This window comes from Streptomyces sp. NPDC027672 (assembly GCF_055566335.1).
This window is the reverse complement of record NZ_JBVHSO010000006.1, coordinates 338,748-358,503: the sequence shown is the minus strand read 5'-3', so window position 1 is coordinate 358,503 and position 19,756 is coordinate 338,748. Positions and strand designations below refer to the sequence as shown.

Genomic DNA, 19,756 nt, shown 5'->3' with positions numbered 1-19,756 from the left:
TCCGTCCTTCACACTCACTGAGGGAGCTCGTCGGGGCGAGCGGGCCTGGGCATCTTCTTCCACGTGAGGAACGTCTGGCCGGTCTTCGGGTTCACGTTCCTGGTGGTCTCCAACACGTGGGGTGCCGGCACCCCGCCGTGGGTGCCCTGTAGGCCGAGGGTCTGGTTGCCCCCCTCAGCTCGCCTCCCCCCAAACGGCGTGCAGGTCCTCGCAGCGGACGGTGATCGACGCGTCAGTGAGGGCGATCTCGTGCACGCAGCCCCCGTCCTCGCCCGGGAGAATCTCGTCGAGGAGCACGGTGTCGACCAGCATCCAGTCGATGGAGTGCTCATAGTCGATGGAGAAATGCGTCACGCCCGAATAGCTGATGCGAAGCCCGGCGTCATGCTTCCACTGGTTCGGGGCGAATTCCAGGGTAAGCCCTCCGCTTTTGTCGGTGGACACCTGGATACCAGACAATTCCAAGTCCTTGACACAGCGGCTATTGCCGTGCCCCAAAGCATAGTGCGCCGGATCCGACGCGAATTCCCTTGCCCCGCTTGGCAGTCGATCAAGGAATTTGGGGAGTTCGGCCAGGTAGTCCCTCGGGTCGACGTAGAACCCGCCATCATTCCAGACGGCCGTCACGTACTTCATTTACAACCTTCCGCGGCGAGAGGCGGTCGCCTCCATTTATCTCCCGAAATGTCTTCAGTACCCTTCGGGCCGATGCGGCCGACTTTCCGCAATTCGTAGATGACCCGTCCCTTGATGGCATTGTGCACACCGGGCGGTACCTCGACTTCCGAGGCTTTGATGCCGTGCTTATTGAACCATCCCTGACTGTTGAACAACCCCACTTCGCGCATGGACTTGTCGTAGACATGGATTTCCACATCCATGCCCTTGTTGCTCACCGGAAAGATGTCGGCCCGCCCCGTATACCCCTGCCCGAAGTCCAGGGGATTCGGCGGGCCTTTCGGCCCCTTCCCCGCGAGGCCGAGATGGTCGCTCCAGCTCAGCGGGTTCGGTACATAGGCGTGGTGATCCGGTGCGGGGACGAGGCCCAGCGGATCCGCGCTGATGTACCGCGCTGTCTCGGGATCGTAGTACCGGTGCAGGTTGTAGTGCAGACCCGTCTCGAGGTCGGCGTACTGTCCCGGGAAACGCAGCGGGCAGTCGACTGGCGACGTCGCGTCGTCCAGAGCCGGCAAGGGAGTGCCCCACAGGCTGGTACGGCGTTGCCAGACCAGATCTCCTGTCGCGGAGACCAGCTCCGTGGGTGTACCGAGGGAGTCGGTGACGACTGCGTGGAACCGAGTGTCTCGCTCGGGATCCGCTATCTCCGCCAACTGCGCCAGGAACGACGTATTGGCGGCTGCCGCGGTCGATTTGTGGCGCGTCTGGGCGACCGGGCGCGGGCTGTCCGGCGCGTAGTCCCAGGTTGTCACCCAGCCGTCTGCTGTGGCCTGCTCGGCCAGGCACAGGTCCTCCCAGAAGAAATCCGTACGGTCGGCCACGGAGCCGTCGTCGACGACCCGGTGTTTGGAGATGCGTCGGCCGAGCGGGTCGTACGCGTACCGCCACTGAATCCCGTCTGGGGTGACCACCTCTGTGAGGCGGTCCTCGGCGTTCCACCTGTAGGTCCAGCTACGGGTCTGACCGTTCAGGAGCTTGCGGGTCCTGCGCACGAGGCGGCCTTCGCCATCGTGCTCATAGGAGTTGTGGCCAGCCGAGCGGACGAGCGTGCCCTCGAACCGCCGCTCACCGGGTGCCCCATGGGCTGGCGACGCGGCGTGCGTCAGGTTGCCCGCTGGGGCGTACGCGTAGGTCTCGCTCCAGCCGTGGGCGCGCGTACGGGTGACGCGGCCCATGTCATCCAGGTTGAACCGGCGGGTGCCCGACGTCAGCTCCCGGATCTCGGTGAGGTAGCCGTCTGCTCGATGCGCGTACGTCCGATGCTGGAGGATGCGGTCAGGGGAGGCGGCGGTCAGGGTCTGCGCGGCCAGCAGACCCGCCGCGGTCCATGCCTGGGTAAGCGTGGTCTCCGAACCGATGTTGCGCTGTGTCTCACGGCCGACAGCGTCATGGCAGAAGTCCAGGGCACCCACGGACGACCGCAGGGTGAGCGGACGCCCCGCCAGGTCGTAGGTCCATTCGGAGACCATCCCCGAAGGGGTCATACGCCGGGTCCGACGACCGAGGGCATCGTGGACATAGGTGGTCGTCTGGCCGTTGACGGTCTCCGACAGCACGCGGCCGAGCGGGTCACGCTCCAGCGCGACCTCGGCATCCGCGTTTGCCGCACGGCACAGGTTGCCGTCGGAGCCGTAGGCGAACGTGGTGACATCACCGGTGTCGGCGTGCTGTTCCACTACCCGGCCGAGCGGGTCCCGCACGAAGCGCAGTGTCTGTCCAGCGCCATTGGCGCGCGCGGTCAGGTTGCCGACGGCATCGCGCGTGTAGCTGAGGGCCCGACCGTTGAAGTCCGTCTCCGCTGTCAACCGGCCCGCGCCGTCATACGTGTACGACCAGCTCAAGCCCTGCGGATTCGTGACGGCGGTCAGACGGAGTTCGGTGTCGTAGACAAACGCGTACTGCGCCCCGTCCGGATCCGTGCGGGTGGCCGGCACGCCGAAGTGGCTCACCGTGTGGTGGGTCGTGTTCCCGGCGAGGTCCGTGTGACTGAGCAGGTTGCCCTCGGCGTCCCAGGTCCAGGACTCGCGCGTGCCGTCGCCCAGTTCCCGCCAAGCCGGCTTCCCTTCTGTCGTCCATCCCAGGCGGGTGCTGTGGCCGAGAGGGTCGGTCACCTCGATGACGCGGCCGAAGGTGTCGCGGCGGACCGTCGTCGTGTGGCCGAGTTCGTCCGTGAGGGAGACGGGCAGGCCTGCCGCGTCGTACGCCACCGTCCGGGTGTGACCGAGGGCGTCGGTGATCGCCGTCGGCCGGCCGGCGCTGTCCTGCGTGTACCGCGTCTCGGCGCCGAGCGGGTCCACGGTGGCGAGCAGGTTGCCCCGCTCGTCGTACGTGTGCCGCCAGATGGCGCCGCCCGGCTCGACCACCTCCGTGGGCAGGCCGAGCGCGTTGTACGTGGCTCGGGCTACCGAGCCGTCGGGCAGGGTGAGTTCCGTGACGTTGCCCGCGTCGTCATAGGCGTACCGCGTGGTGTGGCCCAGGGGGTCGGTCACCGACAGTGGCTGGGCTCCGTACTCGTCCCACTCCGTGCGCGTGACGTGGCCGAGTGGGTCCGTCTCCTCCACCACCAGGCCCTCGGCGTTGTACCGGTGAACCGAGACATGGCCCTGCGAGTCCGTGTACGTCGTCGTGCGGGTGGTGTCGTCGTAGGTCAGCGTGCCGGAGAGGACGCCGTCGACGCCCTCGGTGCGGAGCACGCGGCCGCGGTCGTCGTAGGTGTACGAGAACCAGGTGCCGTTGCGGTCGGTCCAGCGGGTGACGCGGCCCTCGGCGTCGTAGGCGAAACGCAGGGGCTCGCCGCTGGAGTTGACGACCTCGGTGAGGTTGCCGGCGGTGTCGTAGGCATAGCGCATCACCACCGTGCCCTCGTCGGCCGCGGGGTTCGGGTGGTAGCGGGAGGGCGGCTCGTCCAGGAGGCGCAGGGCGGTGATGCGCGGGCCCTGGGTGTCGACGGCGACGTAGTAGCCGCCGGAGTGGCGGATGCCGGACGGGATGCCCTCGTCGTCGCGTTCGATGTCGATGCGGTTGCCGTTGCGGTCCGACCAGGAGTCCAGGGCCAGGTGGAAGACGCCGAAGGAGGGTGAGGGGACGGGGGCGGCGAAGGTGCGGGTCACGCCGGTCGCCGGGTCGGTGACCGTCATCGCGCCGTCCGGCTTGCCGTCCCACTCCAGCGGCCAGCGGGCGCCCTTGGCCGGCATCGTGGGAACGCCGGGTTCCGGTACCGGGTAGACCAGGCGCATGCCGTCGGCCGCCGCGAAGACGACGCCCTCGCCGTCGATCTGGAGGCACTCGTCCAGGGTGGAGATCCACGTCGGACCGAAGCAGACACCGCCCCGGTAGGAGGAGAGGTGGGTGCGGGTGAACTCCAGGGGCAGGCTGCCGGGCAGGGTCAGGTCCGTCTGGGTCATCAGCATGGCGCCGGTCGCCACGTCGATCGGCTCGCCGACACACGGGGTGCGCTCGGCGTTGCGGGCCGCCGGGCCCAGCTCCACCAGGTCGGGGCGGAGCGACGGCGGGCGCAGCAGCAGCGGCGTGGTGTCGGCGAGGCCGCCCTCCATGCTCGCCTTCAGCACGCCGCCGCCCGCTCCCAGCGCGCCGCCGAAGATCATGCCGTCCTTGGCGGCCTGGTTCACCTCGTCCAGGCTGAAGCCCTGCTGGAGACCGGTCGCCATCTTCAGCGGCTGGGCCACGGCGAGGTCGACCGCGACCGACTCGACACCGCCGAACGCGGCGGCGACGAGGGTGCCCGCGGCGATCTCGGCCACCGTCGTCGTGACGGCGATGCCCATGGTGGCGCCGAACTCGATGACCGCGTCGGCCGCCGCGACGGCGGCCCCGGAGGCGAGGCCCGCGGTGAGGAAGGCGAGCGTCACCCCGCCCGCGATGACGGCGGCGTCGATGCCGATCTGCGTCCAGAGTTTGTTGATCGCGTCGTCGATGGCGTCGGCGAACTTCTCCAGCGCTTTGGCCATCTCCCGCGAGGACTTCGCGAGGTCGCTCAGCCAGCCGCCGTCCTGGTCCTTGGCATAGCGGCCCCAGAACGTGTCGAACGCCTCGATCGACTCACCGGTGTTGTTGTGGATGATCGACGACGCGCTGCGGTGCACCGGGGCGCGGACGTCGTCCACCGAGTCGGCGAAGGCGCGCCAGGCCTTCGCCGCGTCCCGCAGCTTGCCGGAGTCGGCTTCCGGCCACCACAGGCCCAGCTTGAGCAGGATGTGGCGGGCCTTGTCCTCAACGCTCACCGGCACCGTCGCTCTGCTCGCCGGGCTTCACCCGCGTGAACATGCCGGCGATGAGCTGGTCGTTGTCCACGTGCCCGTCCGAGAGGTCCACCATGGCCTCGTGGATGCTCGTCAGACCGAGCACCAGGATGCCCGCCGCGCTCTCGATCTTCTTCTGCTGCGGCTTGTAGGCGCTGCCGAACTTGTCGCCCTGCTCGTCGTGGCCCCAGGGCTCGCCCAGGCCGTCCAGGGTCTGGATGAGCGTGGTCAGCGCCTTGCTCAGATCGATGGCGCCCTGGTGGAAGGCCGGTGCCGCCGCCTTGATGTCGGCGGTCTTGATGTCCAGGACCTTGCCGGGGACCTTGCCGTCGCCCATCGGTGTCGCCTCCCCCCGGTTCGCGATTGCAGCTTCCGACCCTAGGGGAAACGAGTCAAGGAAAGGTCATAGCGAAGGCACGTGCAAGCAATGTGTCGGCGACGGGAAAGTGCGGTGAACTGCTCGCTGACGAACAGCACCCTCAGCCCGTGGCTGTTGCACGTCGCGGAGGTGGCCAGATGCTGTCGCTGCCGTCAGTCCCGGGCTGTCACCAGGGAATGTCCTCGTGTCAAAGTCGCTGATCGGACAGGACAAGTCACACAACGACGCGAGGAGCAGCACATGCGCGACGGGGGCCCGCGGTGGACACTCACCGTGCCCACAGGCGGCGACACACTCCGGCAGGAGCGCCTCACCCGGGATCTCCACGCCACTCTGCAGACGACGGACGGCCTCGTCGTCGGCTTTCATGACGTCGGCGGGCCTGCCGAACCGGGCCGTAAGGGCACCGGTGTCGGGGAGGTGGCTCTCTGGGCCACCACGGCCGCCGCCGTCGCCCGTCCGGCGTCCCAGGTCCTGATCACCCTGATCAAGGAGTGGTGCGCCAAGGAGCGGCACCGCAAGGTCGTGGTCACCGTCGGAGACGACTCCCTGGAGATCACCGGGCGCCCGGACGCGGCCCAGGAGCGCATGGTCCGCGAGTTCCAGGGCCGGCTCGCCGACGGCGACGCCCCCGAACCGGATGACGACGCGGCGTGACCCGCCTGCACAAGCGCCGGGCTCTCCTGATCGGCAACGAGCACTACGACGACGGCCGTTTCTCGCCGCTGGCTTCCGTACGGGCGGATGTCTGGGGACTCTCCCAGGTCCTGAAGCATCGCAACATCGGAAACTTCGTCTCCGTCCAGACCGCATCCGATCTCACCGCCGACGACATGCGGGCGGTCATCGGGGAGTTCCTCCAGGAGCGCGACGAGGACGAACTCGCGCTCGTGTACGTCTCCGGGCACGGTGTGCGCACCGTACGCGACGGCGGCGAGTTCCACTTCGTCGCCAAGGACACCGACTACGACCGGGTGGCCTCGACCGGGGTCAGCGCGGGGTTCCTCAACGACGCGCTGGAAGAGTGCGTTGCCCCGCAGAAGATCGTGATGATCGACTGCTGCCGCAGCGGCGGGTTCGCCATGGGGCTGCGCACATCGGACCGGCGGCCCGGGGACGCTGTGCCCAAGTCCGGCGAGCAGCCCCCACTGACCAGCAGGGGTGTGTACGTCCTGTCGTCCTCGCGGGCCGGGGAGGACTCGTACGCGGACGCGGGCGGCGACGAGGACCTGAAGCCGTCGGCGTTCACCGGCGAGGTCATCGAGGCGCTGCGCACGGGGAAGGTCAGCAAGGACGGCGGCAGCGCGGTGACGGTCAGCGACCTGTTCCACTACGTCAACCGGCGCATGCGTGCCCAGGACGGCGGACGTCAGGTGCCGGTGCACTCCGCGCTCGGCGTCGACGACCGCATCGTCATCGCGGACAGCCCCTTCGGCCGGGCCCCCCTCCTCGATCCGCTGAGCTCTCGGCCCCGGGCTGCCGCCGGCGAGACGGCGCCACCGCGTGCGGCGAAATCCGCTCACACGCAGCCCTCCTGGGCCAGCCTGCTGGACTACTACCGCGAGTGCGTCCTGGCCGAGAGCGCCGAGACACCGTTGATGGAAGTGAGCCGTCAGGACGCGTCGTACGTGTGCCTGGAGGGCGTGGAGAGGTTCATCTCCGGCGACGTCGATGACGACGGCTGCGTCGCGCTTCCCGAGGAAGCGGCCGCGCTGGTGGACTCAGCGGCCGACGAGGACGCCGAGCTCTGGGCGGGGTACCCGGCCGTGGTCCTCACCGGGCCGCGTGCCGGGCGCCCCTGGCGGCAGCCGAAGTTCGCGCCCCTGCTGGTACGCCGGGTCGAGATCGTCCAGGCCGAGGGCGAGGTGCGGCTGAAGCCGTACGGCCCGGTCCAGCCGCATCCTCAGCTGGCGCACGACTGGCTGGGCGAGGACGAGGCCAACCAGCTCATCGACACGTTTCAGCCGTCCTGGCATCGAGGACAGCACGACCGTATGGCGGTGGAGGTGCGCAACCTCCTCACGCAGGAGTTCGAACTGCCGTGCGTGCAGGAGCTCCGTCCCGACCAGCTCGCCGACCGCATCGACGTCCGCACGCCCGGCCACGGGGCCCGCAACACCGCGGTCTTGTTCGCGGCACGCCCCCAGACGGGCTTCACGAAGGGGCTTCTCAACGACTTCGCCGTCATCGCCCAGCAGACGGACCAGATCGGGAAGACCGCCCTCGGGGCGCTCGCGCCCGACACCGCGCAGCGCGCCCGGTCCCTCGCTCACACGGACCCCGGACCGGTACGCCTTGTGACGCCGCTGCCCTGTAACGAGGCCCAGACGGCGGTGCTCCGGTCCGCCATGACCCGCCGCCTCACCGTGGCCACGGGCCCGCCCGGCACCGGCAAGAGCCAGCTGGTCGCCAATCTCGTGGCCACCGCGATCGCGGCAGGTCAGACCGTACTGGTCGCGTCCACCAACAACGATGCCGTGGACGAGGTCTGGCGCCGCTGCGACAAGCTGGTGCCCGGCAGCGTCGTGCGCACCGGCTCGGCGCGGAAGAACGGCACGAGCAACGCCGAGTACGAGGCCGCCGCACTGCACGCGCTGCGTACCGGCCCGGAGCCGTCCACCACCGTGGCCACGGCATCCATGGCCACCGCGCTGGCCACCGACCGTCTGGCAGAAGTACGGCAAGGTCTGGCACATATCGCTCAGACCGAGGCGCGGCTTCGCCGGGCAGGCGAAGTCCGCGACCACCACGCAGAACAGCTCGGGGCCACCGTCGCCGACCTCCAGGACCTGCTCGGTGGCCCGGCCCGGCCGAGGGAGCTGGAGAGCAAGGCACGCCGCCTCGCCCACGCGCGCTTCCTCGGATCGTGGCGCCGGACCCGTTTCCTGCGCACCACCGGTCTGGAGGGGTACTCCGGTGATCCCGCCACGGGATGCCTCGCGCTCGCCGGCTTCGCCGCGGCCGAGGCGGTATGGCGTGACGGGCGCGAGCAAGCGGCCGCTGTGGACGACACAGCGCTCACGCGTACGCTCCGCGATGCGGAGAGTGCCCTCCAGGACGCTTCCCGCACGCTCCTCGCCGCCACGGTCCAAGCCGCCGCCTGGGCCGGACGCCGCCGCATCCTGGACCTGTTGACGGCTCGGGACGGCAAACGCGGCGACTGGCCGCAGTTGGGAAGGGTGCTCGGCCGCTCGGGAACATCGACGGACGCACCCGCAGTGGCCGGCTGGGCAGTGACCAGCCTCTCCGCCCGGCGTTTTCCTCCGGACCCGGCCCTGTTCGATCTCGTCGTCATCGACGAGGCCAGCCAGTGCGCCATCCCCCACGTCCTGCCGCTGCTGTTCCGCGCGCGGCGCGCCCTGGTCATCGGCGATCCCATGCAGCTCACGCACATCACGCGGACCAGCCCGCACCGCGAGGCTCTCATCCGGCGCGGGAACGGGCTGCGGTCCGACTGGCTGGAGAAGCACCACCTCGCCTACCGGCGCCACTCCGCCTTCCACGCGGCCGAGCAGTCCGCGGGTGGCACGCTGCTTCTCGACGAGCACTTCCGCTGTCATCCGCACATCGCCGGGATCTCCAACACATTCTTCTACGACGGTGGGCTGACCGTTCTCACCGACACCCGTGGCCGTCCCGCTCTGGCGCATCGCCCCGCCGTCATCTGGACGGATGTGACCGGGCGGGCCGCCCGCCCCCCGTTCGGTGGCTCCTGGGTCAACGAGGACGAGATCCAGAAAGTGCTCGCCAGCGTCAGGTACCTGTTGGACCAGTTGCCGCCCGAGGCCACCGTCGGCGTCGTCACTCCTTTCACGGCGCAGGCCGAACTGCTGCGCAAGCGGCTGGGACCCTACGATGAGGTGCGCCTGCGCATCGGTACCGTGCACACCTTCCAGGGTGGTGAACGGGACGTCATGGTGTTCTCCCTCGTCGCGGGCGAAGGCATGCATCCGGGCGCCGTCGAGTGGGTCGGTGGACAACTGAACCTGTGGAACGTCGCCATCACCCGGGCACGCGGTCACCTCATCGTGGTGGGGGACAAGGAGCTCTGGCGAAAGCGGGGAGGCGTGGGCGCCGCACTGCTGGAGGCTGCGGAGCGGGATGGCGTGCCCCCGGGTGGCAGAGACGACGACGAGCTGCTCAAACGCCTGTACCAGACCCTCTCCCGCACGGAGAAAGCCACGGTCACGCTGAGCGAGACAGTCAACGGGCATCCGGCGGACGCCCTGGTGGGAGGCGACGGTGCCTCCGCACCCAGAGCCGTACTCCTCGACAGGGGAATCGAAGAGGGCTCCGACGCTGCCCGCCACCTTCGGCTCATGCTGCATCGACGGAACTTGCTGGGCAGCGACGACGGAGAAGCCGAAGCCGTTCGATGGCCGGCCTGGAGGTTGTACGAGACGGAAGAGCAGCGGGGGTGAGCTCCGGCCCGCGCCCTGATCCGGCGCGGCCTTGCCCCTCCCACACACACGCCGTCCCTCGGTCACAGTCGTGACCGAGGGGCCGGCGAGGGGATCCGTCAGCCGAGGATCGATGACGAAGTGCAGCCCAGTGCGGCGCGGGAGGCGACCGTGAAGGAGATGGTTCCGGTGTTCTCCCAGACGTTGTTGATGTTGGCGAACAGCCACCTCGTGGTCAGGCTGTGGTCGGCCGAGGAGAGGGTGGCCGTGCGGCCCTCCGTGCCCGGCCTGATCCGGAACCGCACCACGGTGTCGCCCAGCTTCTGCGGCGGTGTCTCCTGAGCGCTCAGTGTCGTTCCGGAGAAGGTGCCCGGGCCCGTCACCGACTCCGCGTCGGCCACTGCCAGCACCGAGGCCAGGTTGACCCGGTGGACGTGGTACTGCGCTCCCACGGGGTTGCGGGTGGTGTCCGGGCGCCAGCGGAACGTGAACGTCGAGCCCGGCGCGATCCGGCCGCCGAACGGGTTCGGGGACGACGATTCGTTGATCGTGCCCTCGCCCAGCCGGGTGCCGAAGACGTTCCGCCAGTAGAACCGCGGGTTGAGCCACGCGTTGCCCGGCTGGATGCACTCCGGGTCGCGTGCCGCCGTGGTCCGCGCCGCCGGGGCGGGCCCGGCCTGCGCCGTGGCGGTGGTCGCGGGCAGTGACGATGCCAGCAGCGTCGTCGCGGCCAGCGTGCCCAGGGTCCACAGGGCCCGGCGTCCCCGGCGCCGCGCCGGTGCCCAGGCGGCGGCGCTCCCGGTACGGCACCCGGCGCGGTTTCCTGCTCCGTACATGCTCCGTCCTTCCTTTCCGCGTGGCCCGTCGGTGGCCCCGGTCGCGCCGGCACGGCCACCGACGGGCGGCTGGTGAGGGTCGCTCAGTCCTCGTCGGTGGCCAGGACGCGGCCCTTGAGCTTGATCGGGGTGGCGGCGCCCACCTTGAGCTGGCCGTCGGTGTAGCGGCCAGGCGTCGCGCCGTCGACGGCGGTGACCTGGGCGCCGTAGCCGAGGCACTCCTGGTTGGTGGACAGGTACGGGTTGTGGGTGAAGGTCAGGGTGCGGCCCCCGTCGCCGAGGGTGCCCTGGGTGGTCTCCAGGTTGCCCTTCGCCTGCAGGGTGTTGACGTCGTGGTAGGCCCAGGAGAGCCAGCCGGTGAAGGCGAAGCCGGTGGGCGCCTTCAGGGTGAAGGTGATGTCGCCGGGGTTCACCGGGTCGGGGACGGTGCTGAGGATGCCGAAGCTGAGGTGGGCCGGTACGCCGCCGGGCGCGTCCTCGACGATGCCCTGCTGGAGGATGTAGAGCTTGTTCTCGGAGCCCGGCTGGACGGGTGACTGGGTCTGCGTGGCCATGGGTGTCCCTTCTGTGGGTGGAGGGGTCCGCGTGAGCGGATCCGCCGGTGGCGGGCTTGGTGACCGGGTCCGCTCATGGACCGCCGGAGGCGGCGACGGGCTTCATGAGCTAGGCGGATGTCGCGGAGCCGGCCGGTGCGTGGCCGGCCAGGAGCGGGCCGAGGACGGCCAGGGCGCCGAGGGCGATGTCCTCGTAGAGGTAGAAACCCGCTTCGAGCGGCGGGAGTTCGGGATCGGTGCTCTCCGCGGCCGTGGTGTCTTCCGGGTCGTCGCCGTCGGGTCCGGTCCGGTGGGAGGGCGTGCCGAACAGGTCGGTGAGGTCCTGCGCGGCGCCCAGGAGGGTGGTGCGGGCGGTGCCGGCCAGCAGGCGCAGCGGGAGGTCGAAGGCGGCGGCCGTGCGCTGGCCGGGCACCGCTCCCGTCGCTGCGGACGCCTCCTCGGTGGCGGCGGCGAGCAACTGCACGGGGAGCGTGCAGGCGGAGACGATCCGTTCCGTGGGCAGGACGGGCGGAGGGTCGCCGTCGACCATGAGGTCCTCCCACTCCATCAGGTCGAAGAGGAACTGGCCGCCCTTGTAGAGGGGCCAGGGCCGGACGGTGTCGAGCAGGAGGCGGGCGCGGTCCGGGGCGTCGCGGCGCAGCGCCACGCCGTGCCTGGCCAGGGTGCACAGGGACCGGCGCAGACTGCTGTTGACGTGGCCGAGGAAGGCGAAGGCCCGGAGGTCGGTGGGGGTCAGCGGGCCGGTGCCGGCGGGACCGGCCGGCGGGGGCGGGGGCATGGTGGTGGTCACAGTGGCCTTGAGGTGACGTAGTGGGCGATCTGCCGCAGGACGGCTTTGCCCTCGTTCTCGGGGATGAACCGGAGGTCTTCCTCGAAGCGGGCGATGCCTTCGGCGGCGAGCCGGTCGGCGAGGTCGGTGGCGTATTCGATGGAGCCGTGCCGCCGCATGGCGGCGAGGAGTTCCTCGGCGTGCTGCTGCGTCTTGTCGGTACGGCGCTGCCGCAGGACGTCGAGGAGGCGGGGGCGCTCGTGGGCGTACGCCGAGCGGAAGAGGTGGATCAGCATCACCGTGCGCTTGCCCTCGAGGAGGTCGCCGAGGGGCTCCTTGCCGTACAGGGCCTCCTCGCCGATCAGGTTGAGGATGTCGTCCTGGATCTGGAAGGCGATGCCGATCAGGCGGAACGCCTCGTCGAACCGGCCGAGCACGGAAGGGTCGGTGATGCCGGCGCAGACGGCACCGATGCGGCACGGGCTGATGCAGGTGTACCAGCCGGTCTTCTTGGTGCTCATCGTGAAGTAGGCGTCGTCGTGCCCGGGGACCACCTCGTGGCGGATCCAGCCCAGCTCCATGGCCTGGCCCTCGATGGACTCCCGGCACATGTGCACCGCCTCGTGGATGAGGCCGAGGGTGCGGACCAGGCCGAGCGTTTCCAGGTTGGACAGGACGGCGTCGACGGCGAGCAGGTTCAGCCCGTCGCCGACGTTGACGGCCAGGCCCAGGCCGTGTTCCTCGTGCATGGTCGGCAGGCCGCGCCGGTGCGTGGACTCGTCGGCGATGTCGTCGTGGACGAGGAAGCCGTTGTGGAACAGCTCCAGTGCGGCGGCGGCGCGTACGGCGTCGTCGGGGCGCCCGCCGAAGGCGGCACAGGCGGCGATGGTCAGGGTGGGGCGCAGGCCCTTGCCCTGGCGGGCGGGGTAGGAGCGCATGAGGTCGTACAGCTCGGCGCGCGGTTCGCGGTCCGGGAGCAGCCGCTCGATCTCCTCGTTGGTGCGGGCCCGGCACCGGCGCATGGTCTCCAGGAGGTCCGCGTCCTGGACGGTGTCCTCCAGCGACCAGTCGGTGCTCGCGCGGCCGTCCCACAGCAGGCGCGGCGCGGTGACGGTGGTGTCGCCGATCAGCGCGGGCGGTGCGGGCGCGTCCTCGGGGGAGCGCCGGGCGAGGAAGTCCAGCGCCGTCCAGTCGACCGGGTCGGCGGCCGGTTCCCGGACCTGTGACGGCACCCCGCCCCAGAGCTGGGGTGCCTGCTCGCGGTAGGACCCCCACAGTTCCTGCATGCTGCGCAGGCCCGCCGCGCGCTGGGCCAGCAGGGTGAAGGCCCGCCACACGGCGAGGGCGTCGTCGCGGGAGCCCCGGACGTCGAGGCTGTCGGGCAGGACCTGGTCGACGGGCGGGCGCTGGAGGTCGAACAGCAGGTTCATGGCCCGGTTGTCGAAGGCGACCTCGACATCGGGGTCCGGGCAGCGCTCCCGGCGTACGAGGAGACGGCTGTGCCGCGCGGTGAGCGTGGCGTGGCTGTCGTCGTTGAAGTGCAGACCGAGCCGGATGCCGCGCAGTTGGCCGGCCGCGGCGGCGAGAACGGCCGGGGCCCGGTCGGACAGGGCGGTGACGGTCTCGTCCAGCAGCCGGGCCCCGGTGAACGCGGGGGCGGTCTCAGTCATGGGCACCCCCGGCGAACTCCACGATGCCCCCGGTGCGGAAGCCGATACGGCGTCCGCCGACACGGCCCTCCACGGTGCACGGGCCGAGGGTCTCGTGCACGCTGAACGGGTGCAGGCTGGTCTCGGACGGGTTGGCGATCCGGACCGCCGTGTGCGAGCGGAAGTCGAGGACGAGACGGTCCTCGCCGAGCCGGGCGGTGATCAGCAGCCGGCCGGGCACCGCGGCCATCGGCGGGGTGCCCAGCAGGCCCGCCAGCGGCGGGACCACCGCCACCCGGTCGCGGTCCAGGCTGCCGCTGACCGCCACCCGCAGACTGCGCCGCGGGAAGTGGCGGATCATGCGCCCGTCGCGCCACAGCATCACCGACCCGTTGGCCGCGTCCGCCGGGTACGCGGGCTGGATCAGGGTGAAGACGACCGCCGAGGGCGGGGCCTGGCCGGCGGGGCCCGAGGGGTCGTTGACGAACCCGAACACCCAGCCGCCGAGCGTGGGCCACGACCACCGGCCGCGTACCCGCTCGTGGTAGCCCAGCAGGTCCGTCTCCGTGGCCGTGCCGTCGCCGTGCCGCAGGGTGCCGGTGCCCAGGACACCGGGCTCGGACTGCCAGCGCAGGTGCTCGTCCGCGCCGAACGGCGCGCACTGCGAGGTGCACGGCCTGCTGGTCCGGGTCAGCCGGACGTCCGCCGCCGGCGCCGCCGACCGGGCCGCCACCCGGAACGCGCCGGGCTCACCGTGCGGGTGCGGCAGCCGGAAGGCCGACCAGGGCAGTTCGGGCTGTTCGGCGTTGAACTGCGTCGCGCTCCAGCCGTGGCCCTCCCCGTGGAGCAGCAGGATCGCCATGTGCTGCCCCTCGGCCGCGGTGCCGGTGCCGCTGCGGCGCCCGGTGGCCGGGGCGCCCGGATCCGCGACGACCTCGCCGCTGGCGGACCCCAGGACGGACAGGTTCGCGATGAGCGCGTGCCGACCGCACCGAGACAGGAACGCGTAGTGCAGCCACTTGCGGTCGAGCTGATGGGCAAGGGGCGCGCGCGGGAAGGGACCCGGCGGGCCGAGCCTCGGGAGGGTGGGCGTGAACACGTATCGAACGCTAACCCAACGTGGTCAGCGACCTGCAATCCGTGACCATCAGGGGGGTGACGTGGGAGCACAGAAACGATTACCTGCCCATTCAGGGTTTGAGATCGCGCGGAGCCGTCCACGGGGAGTGGTCCGCCATGGACGGCTCCGGACGCGACCGCGCCCCCGTCAGGCGTCATCGGCCGCCGTCACTCCGCGCCGGTCCGTGTCGGTCGTCGCCGGCCGTCGTCGGTCGTCGCCGGTCGTCATCGGTCGTCGCCGGTCGTCATCGGTCGTCGTCAGTCCTCGTCGTCTCCGAGAACGGTTGCCTTCAGGGGCGCTTCCGGGCCGCCCGCGATCACCGCGCGCCCGTCGGTGTACCGGCCCGGCTCGGCGTCGCCCAGGGCGCGGATGCCGAGCGTGTAGACCAGGGCCGCCGCCGGGTGGCCGGGCGTGTTCAGGCGGGGCTCGTCGGTGACGGTCAGCGTCCTGCCGTCGTTCCCGGCCGTCCCGGTGGGGTCCCCGCCGGGGAGCACCGTGCGGTCCGCGCGGTAGTACGCGCAGGTCACCCGCCCGTCGAAGACGAAACCCGTCGGAGCCGTGAAGCGGTGCTCCACCCGTCCCGGAGCCCAGGGGTCGGTGGAGGAGATCCGGACGTGCAGCAACTCGCTCGCCCCTCGGGGGACTTCGAGGCCGACCTCCTGCCGGACCAGCAGCTTGGCGGACGGCGGGGGCGCGGGGGCGGGCGTCGGCGCGGGAGCAGGGGTGGGTGCCGGGGCGGGAGCGGGTGCCGGTTCCTCGTCCCGTACCGGCTCGGTCTCCTGGAGGGGAGCGATGGTGAGGGGTACGGCCGCGATCCGGTGGTGGAAGTTGTCCGCCACGAGCAGGCGCCCGGCCGGGTCCACGGCGAGCCCGCACGGGTAGCGCAGCGTGGTGTGGACGGCGGCATCGGCTCCGTCACCGGCCGCGTCACCGGCCGGGCCGGCCTCCTGGCCCCCCGCCCCCGGCGGCCCCACGAGGATCCGGGCCGTTCCGCCGGCCAGCCGCCATACCCGGTGTCCGGTCTGGTCGGCGACGTAGAGCGTGCCCTCGCCGTCGGCCGCCACCGCGCACGGCGCGCCCCAGTCGACCGCCGTGGCGCCGGCGTCCCCGTCCGGCGGTCCCGCCAGTACCCGCAGCGCGCCGTCCGGGTCGAGCAGCAGCACCCGGCGGCCCACCGGGTCGGCGATGTACAGCCGGCCGGCCGCGTCGACCGCCAGGCCGGCGGGCAGGAACTCCGCGCCCGCGTCGGCCGCGGCACTGCCGCCGGGGCGTCCGGATGCCGCGACGACCGTGCTGATGACACCGTCGTCGCCGACCCTGCGCACCCGGGACGTGCCCGCTTCCCCGACATACAGCGTTCCGGCGCCGTCCACGGCCAGGGCGCACGGGGCGGCCAGCCGGGCGCGGCCGGCCGGGCCGCCGTCACCGTCGTCCCCGCCGTCGCCGCGCGAGCCGTCTCCCGCGACGGTGGCGATGACGCCCGAGGGATCGATCCGGCGGACCCGGTGGTTCATCTCGTCGGCGACGAACACGGCTCCGTCCGGGGCGGCCGCCAGCGCGGACGGGAAGCCGAGGCGGGCGCGCGCCGCGTCGGCGCCGTCCCCGGCGAACCCCCGCAGCCCGGCGCCGGCGACCGTCGTCAGGGTGCCGGTGCCGTCGATCCGGCGGACCCGGTGGTTGGCGTGGTCGGCGACGTAGACCGCGCCGCCTCCCACCGCCACGTCCGCCGGGAAGGCCAACTGCCCGTCCGGAGCGGGGCCGCCGTCCCCGGAGAACCCGGCCGTGCCGTCGCCCGCCACGGTGACGGCCGCCGTGCCCGGGGGGCCGTCCGCGTCCGGCGTGTCCGGTGGCTGCCGCCGCGTCGCCGCCCCGGCCGTCACGCCGTCACCCCCCGGCCCGCACGCGGCCGGGCCCTGCCGGCGCCCGGCACCTCCCGCGTCCACGGCCTCGTCTCCCGCATCTTCCGTCTCCTTCCGCTCCGCCGTTGGCATTTCCCCTGCATACCGGCCCGGACGGCACGGCGGGCGCCGCCACCGAGCGCTCCACCCGCACGGGGGAGGAACCGGGAGGCAGGGACGGGGACGGAGCGGCAGGACCGGGAGGCAGGGGCGGGGGTGGGGGCCGTAGGGGAGGACGGTGGGCCGGCGCCCGCACCGGCGCACGCGACGGGAGGCGCGCTGACGCGCTCTGCTCCACTCCCCTGCGCCGTACTGCGCCTCGATCTCACTCGAACAAGTGACGCGGAATCGATTCGGCATACCAAACGGGGGAATGACGGCATATCACCGGCAGGTCCGGGCTAACGATGGACCCGGAGGAAAGTCCGGTGCGTGCCGCGACACCCGCGCGGACGCCCCGCCGGAAGCCGCGGGCAGCGCCCCGAGGTCCGTCTCGCGGACGCCCTTCATGACGCTCCGCGTCCGGCGAACCCGCGCGGTGTGCGGTGTCGGGCCTGCCCGCCGCCCGCACGCCGGGGCGACCCGCACCAGGACGTCTCTTCTTTTCCGTCGCACGCGTCGACCACAGCCCCAGGAGGACCCGGAGATGAGCACCGATGTGCAGACCAAGAGGGAAGCGTACAAACGGGGGGAGGAGGAGGGACGCGCCGACGCGCTCGCCGGGACGCCCTACGCCGACCCGCCGCGCGACGGCGCGCGCGGCGAGCAGGACCAGTACGCGAACGGGTACGACTGGGGCTACGAGCAGGGCCGTGCCCAGAAACTCGACCTCGTGGTGTGGCAGGAGGGCGGAGTCGAGGACGCGCCCGGCGGCCTCGGCACCACCATCAACATCTGCGTGCGCACGCCGAACTGGAACGAGACGGTCGACGCCGGCGAGCGCGAGCACGTGTTCACCGCCCCCACCGGCTTCCGCTGGAACGGCACGGTGGGCGCCCAGTACAAGCGCATCGACCAGACCACGGGCGGCGGCCTGCCCTCCGTCCAGGCGAAGGTCAGCGACGACGGACGCACGCTGACCTTCACCTCCCACGTGCACCTGAACACGGGCGCCCAGGACAAGGACTGCATCGTCTACACCTGCGGGCTGGAAGCCGTCGACGGGGCCGCACCCGGCCGTCACACCGACGGCACCGCCCAGATCGGCACCGCGCCGCCGGCCAAGCTCAAGGCCGAGGTCATCGAGGACGAGGACTGAGGAAGCGGGAACCAGACACCATGACCACCGTCGTCACCTCCGGCGTCTTCACCTCCACCAACCCGGGCATCTCGCCGGTCAGCGGCCTGGGCACCGACTACATCCAATGGGGCAGCGCCGGCAGCCAGAGCGGGTACCAGTTCCGCGGTGCGGCCGTGGACGTCGAACTCGACGGCACCGAGTTCGTCATCGGCACCTTCGTGCACCGCAACAAGCCCACGACCGTCACCCCGAGCCAGTTCGACGTCCAGCTCACCGTCAACGTCATGTTCGAGGACGGCAGCACGACCGACCTCACCTTCAGCTTCCACCACGACGAGACGCCCAACACCACCAACACCAGCCCCGCGGACGACGACCTGGTCGACCTGCAGACCTTCGTCCACCCGCAGCCCGTCACGGTCAACGGCAAGCAGTACCGGGCGGTGCTGAGCGGGTTCGAGCGCAACGGCCAGATCGTCCGGCAGTTCCGCAGCCCGGAGGGCGGCATCAACTTCGCCCACGTGGTCTGCATGTTCACGCTCGACGAGCCCGACGTGGTCATCTCCGGACTGCGTTACCAGGGCACGGGTGCGGCCCAGGCGGACGAATACGTCGAGATCCTCAACCAGGGCGGCGCAGCCCAGGACCTGACCGGCTGGAAGGTGGAGGCCAAGCCCACCGGGTACTCCTTCCCCTTCCCGCCGGGTACGGTCATCCAGCCCGGCCAGCGCTACCGCGTCTACACCAACGAGAACCACCCGCAGTACGGCGGCTTCTCCTTCGCCTCCTCCAGCGAGATCTGGCGGGACCAGGGCGGCATCGCCCGCCTGGTCGCGGACGACGGCTTCGTGGTCGACCAGTCCCCCTACCTGGACAAGGGCTTCAACAGGGCCAGCGCCCCGTAAGCACAACCCGCGGTGGCGGTGAGACCGGGGTGCGGCGAGGCTCCGGGCGGCCGGGGCCGTGTACGCCGGAGCGCCGCCGGGAACCGGGTGCGGTTTCCGGCGGCGCTCCGGCCCCGCTCAGCCCTTGCGCCGGCGGCAGGCCAGCCAGACGACGGCCGCGGCGCCGGCGACCGCCAGCAGCACAGGGCGGTTCTGCCGGGCCAGCCGGACGCCCTGGACCGCCTTGTCCCTGATCGGTTCGGGCACGCTGTCCTGGGCCTTGGCCGCCGCCTCGGCGACCTTGGTCCGGGCCGTGCCCGCCCCGACGGCGGCCTGCTCCTTCAGCCCCTCCGCCTTGACGGCGGCCTGTTCCTTCAGCTCGCCGGCCTTCACGGCGGCCTGTCCCTTCAGCTCCTCCGCCTTCACGGCGGCCTGCTCCTTCAGTTCACCCGCCTTCGCCACCGCCTGTTCCTTCAGCTCGCCGGCCTTCGCGGCGGCTTCGTTGGCCTTTTCCTGGGCGCGTGCCTTGACGTCGGTCTTGGCCGCGAGGGCTTCCACCGTCTTGCCGAGTTCCTGGCGGGTCTGCTCGACCTGCTCACGCAGTTCGCCGGGGTTCGCGGCGGTGGGCTCGTCGTGGGGCGGCTGGGTCATCGATGCGCACTCTCCTTGATCTCGGCCACGTCGGCCTTCACGTTCTCGATCGTCTGCTGCGGGGTCGGCGGCGCGGCCCGGGCGACCTGCTTCTTGCCGTTCAGCGCCAGCACCGCGGCGATCACACCGAGCACCGCGGTCACGATGAGGGCAGCGGCCCACACCGGGAGCGGCACCGCGAGCGCGGCGATCACCGTGGCCACCAGGGCCTGGAGCATCAGGAAGCCGACCACGCCGGCGCCGCCGAAGAGTCCGCCTCCCTTGCCGTACCGCTTGCCCTTCTCCGTCATCTCCGCCTGCACCAGGCGCAGTTCACCGCGTACCAGTTCCGTCAGCTGCTGCGAGGCACGCTGCACCAGTTCACCCACCGGTTCCGAAACCGGTGCGTGCCCGTCCGTTCCGGTGCGGGGCTGCGTACTCGACACGGCGCTCACCTCCC

Annotated in this window: 16 protein-coding genes; 4 read left to right on the top strand and 12 right to left on the bottom strand. The window is 71.4% G+C overall.

Going from position 1 to position 19,756, the window contains the following annotated elements; genetic code table 11:
• Nucleotides 1-14: 14 nt before the first annotated feature.
• The 4 genes from ACZ4SV_RS17475 to ACZ4SV_RS17460 are packed head-to-tail and all read right to left on the bottom strand — an operon-like array spanning nt 15 to nt 5,274.
• A complete protein-coding gene (locus ACZ4SV_RS17475) occupies nt 15-236 on the bottom strand; it encodes a polymorphic toxin type 24 domain-containing protein (RefSeq protein WP_468005351.1) in 222 nt (73 codons plus the stop codon).
• The gene (locus tag ACZ4SV_RS17470; RefSeq protein WP_468005213.1) at nt 175-636 is read right to left on the bottom strand and encodes a hypothetical protein; all 462 of its coding nucleotides are present in this window, start codon (nt 634-636) and stop codon (nt 175-177) included. Before ACZ4SV_RS17470 ends, ACZ4SV_RS17475 begins: the two co-directional genes overlap by 62 nt.
• The gene (locus tag ACZ4SV_RS17465) at nt 633-4,919 is read right to left on the bottom strand and encodes a DUF6531 domain-containing protein (RefSeq protein ID WP_468005211.1); all 4,287 of its coding nucleotides are present in this window, start codon (nt 4,917-4,919) and stop codon (nt 633-635) included. The genes ACZ4SV_RS17470 and ACZ4SV_RS17465 overlap by 4 nt, the downstream gene beginning before the upstream one ends.
• Nucleotides 4,909-5,274 (bottom strand): hypothetical protein, encoded by a 366-nt coding sequence (locus ACZ4SV_RS17460; protein ID WP_365876368.1) that lies wholly within the window; start codon nt 5,272-5,274, stop codon nt 4,909-4,911. The genes ACZ4SV_RS17465 and ACZ4SV_RS17460 overlap by 11 nt, the downstream gene beginning before the upstream one ends.
• 282 nt (nt 5,275-5,556) lie before the next feature.
• On the opposite strand from ACZ4SV_RS17460, the gene ACZ4SV_RS17455 reads away from it, so the two are divergent.
• Together ACZ4SV_RS17455 and ACZ4SV_RS17450 are read left to right on the top strand one after the other, a co-directional pair.
• Nucleotides 5,557-5,973 (top strand): hypothetical protein, encoded by a 417-nt coding sequence (locus tag ACZ4SV_RS17455; protein ID WP_468005209.1) that lies wholly within the window; start codon nt 5,557-5,559, stop codon nt 5,971-5,973.
• Nucleotides 5,970-9,737 carry a caspase, EACC1-associated type gene (locus ACZ4SV_RS17450; protein ID WP_468005207.1) on the top strand — a complete coding sequence of 1,256 codons (3,768 nt, stop codon included), beginning with the start codon at nt 5,970-5,972 and terminating at the stop codon, nt 9,735-9,737. The genes ACZ4SV_RS17455 and ACZ4SV_RS17450 overlap by 4 nt, the downstream gene beginning before the upstream one ends.
• Nucleotides 9,738-9,835: 98 nt before the next feature.
• On the opposite strand, the gene ACZ4SV_RS17445 is transcribed toward ACZ4SV_RS17450, so the two are convergent.
• The 6 genes from ACZ4SV_RS17445 to ACZ4SV_RS17420 form a co-directional block, all read right to left on the bottom strand.
• Nucleotides 9,836-10,552 (bottom strand): hypothetical protein, encoded by a 717-nt coding sequence (locus ACZ4SV_RS17445; RefSeq protein WP_468005205.1) that lies wholly within the window; start codon nt 10,550-10,552, stop codon nt 9,836-9,838.
• Between the two features lie 83 nt (nt 10,553-10,635).
• Nucleotides 10,636-11,106, bottom strand: coding sequence for a hypothetical protein (locus ACZ4SV_RS17440; protein ID WP_365876360.1), 471 nt, complete (start codon nt 11,104-11,106; stop codon nt 10,636-10,638).
• A 109-nt stretch (nt 11,107-11,215) separates the two neighbouring features.
• Nucleotides 11,216-11,884, bottom strand: a complete 669-nt coding sequence (locus ACZ4SV_RS17435; RefSeq protein ID WP_468005203.1) for a hypothetical protein — start codon at nt 11,882-11,884, stop codon at nt 11,216-11,218.
• 8 nt (nt 11,885-11,892) lie between these two features.
• Complete coding sequence (locus tag ACZ4SV_RS17430) at nt 11,893-13,545, bottom strand: polyprenyl synthetase family protein (protein ID WP_468005201.1); 1,653 nt, start codon at nt 13,543-13,545, stop codon at nt 11,893-11,895.
• Nucleotides 13,538-14,623 (bottom strand): hypothetical protein, encoded by a 1,086-nt coding sequence (locus ACZ4SV_RS17425; protein ID WP_468005199.1) that lies wholly within the window; start codon nt 14,621-14,623, stop codon nt 13,538-13,540. The genes ACZ4SV_RS17430 and ACZ4SV_RS17425 overlap by 8 nt, the downstream gene beginning before the upstream one ends.
• A gap of 278 nt (nt 14,624-14,901) precedes the next feature.
• Nucleotides 14,902-16,524: an NHL repeat-containing protein gene (locus ACZ4SV_RS17420; protein ID WP_468005197.1), complete on the bottom strand. Its 1,623-nt coding sequence runs from the start codon at nt 16,522-16,524 to the stop codon at nt 14,902-14,904.
• A 664-nt stretch (nt 16,525-17,188) separates the two neighbouring features.
• Here ACZ4SV_RS17420 and ACZ4SV_RS17415 point away from each other — a divergent pair.
• Nucleotides 17,189-17,800, top strand: a complete 612-nt coding sequence (locus ACZ4SV_RS17415) for a hypothetical protein (protein ID WP_468005195.1) — start codon at nt 17,189-17,191, stop codon at nt 17,798-17,800.
• A gap of 20 nt (nt 17,801-17,820) precedes the next feature.
• On the top strand, nt 17,821-18,687 hold the full coding sequence (locus tag ACZ4SV_RS17410) for a choice-of-anchor K domain-containing protein (RefSeq protein WP_468005193.1): 867 nt from the start codon (nt 17,821-17,823) through the stop codon (nt 18,685-18,687).
• A gap of 117 nt (nt 18,688-18,804) precedes the next feature.
• On the opposite strand, the gene ACZ4SV_RS17405 is transcribed toward ACZ4SV_RS17410, so the two are convergent.
• The gene (locus tag ACZ4SV_RS17405) at nt 18,805-19,317 is read right to left on the bottom strand and encodes a DUF3618 domain-containing protein (RefSeq protein ID WP_365941455.1); all 513 of its coding nucleotides are present in this window, start codon (nt 19,315-19,317) and stop codon (nt 18,805-18,807) included.
• Nucleotides 19,314-19,742 carry a phage holin family protein gene (locus ACZ4SV_RS17400; RefSeq protein WP_468005191.1) on the bottom strand — a complete coding sequence of 143 codons (429 nt, stop codon included), beginning with the start codon at nt 19,740-19,742 and terminating at the stop codon, nt 19,314-19,316. Before ACZ4SV_RS17400 ends, ACZ4SV_RS17405 begins: the two co-directional genes overlap by 4 nt.
• Nucleotides 19,743-19,756: the final 14 nt, after the last annotated feature.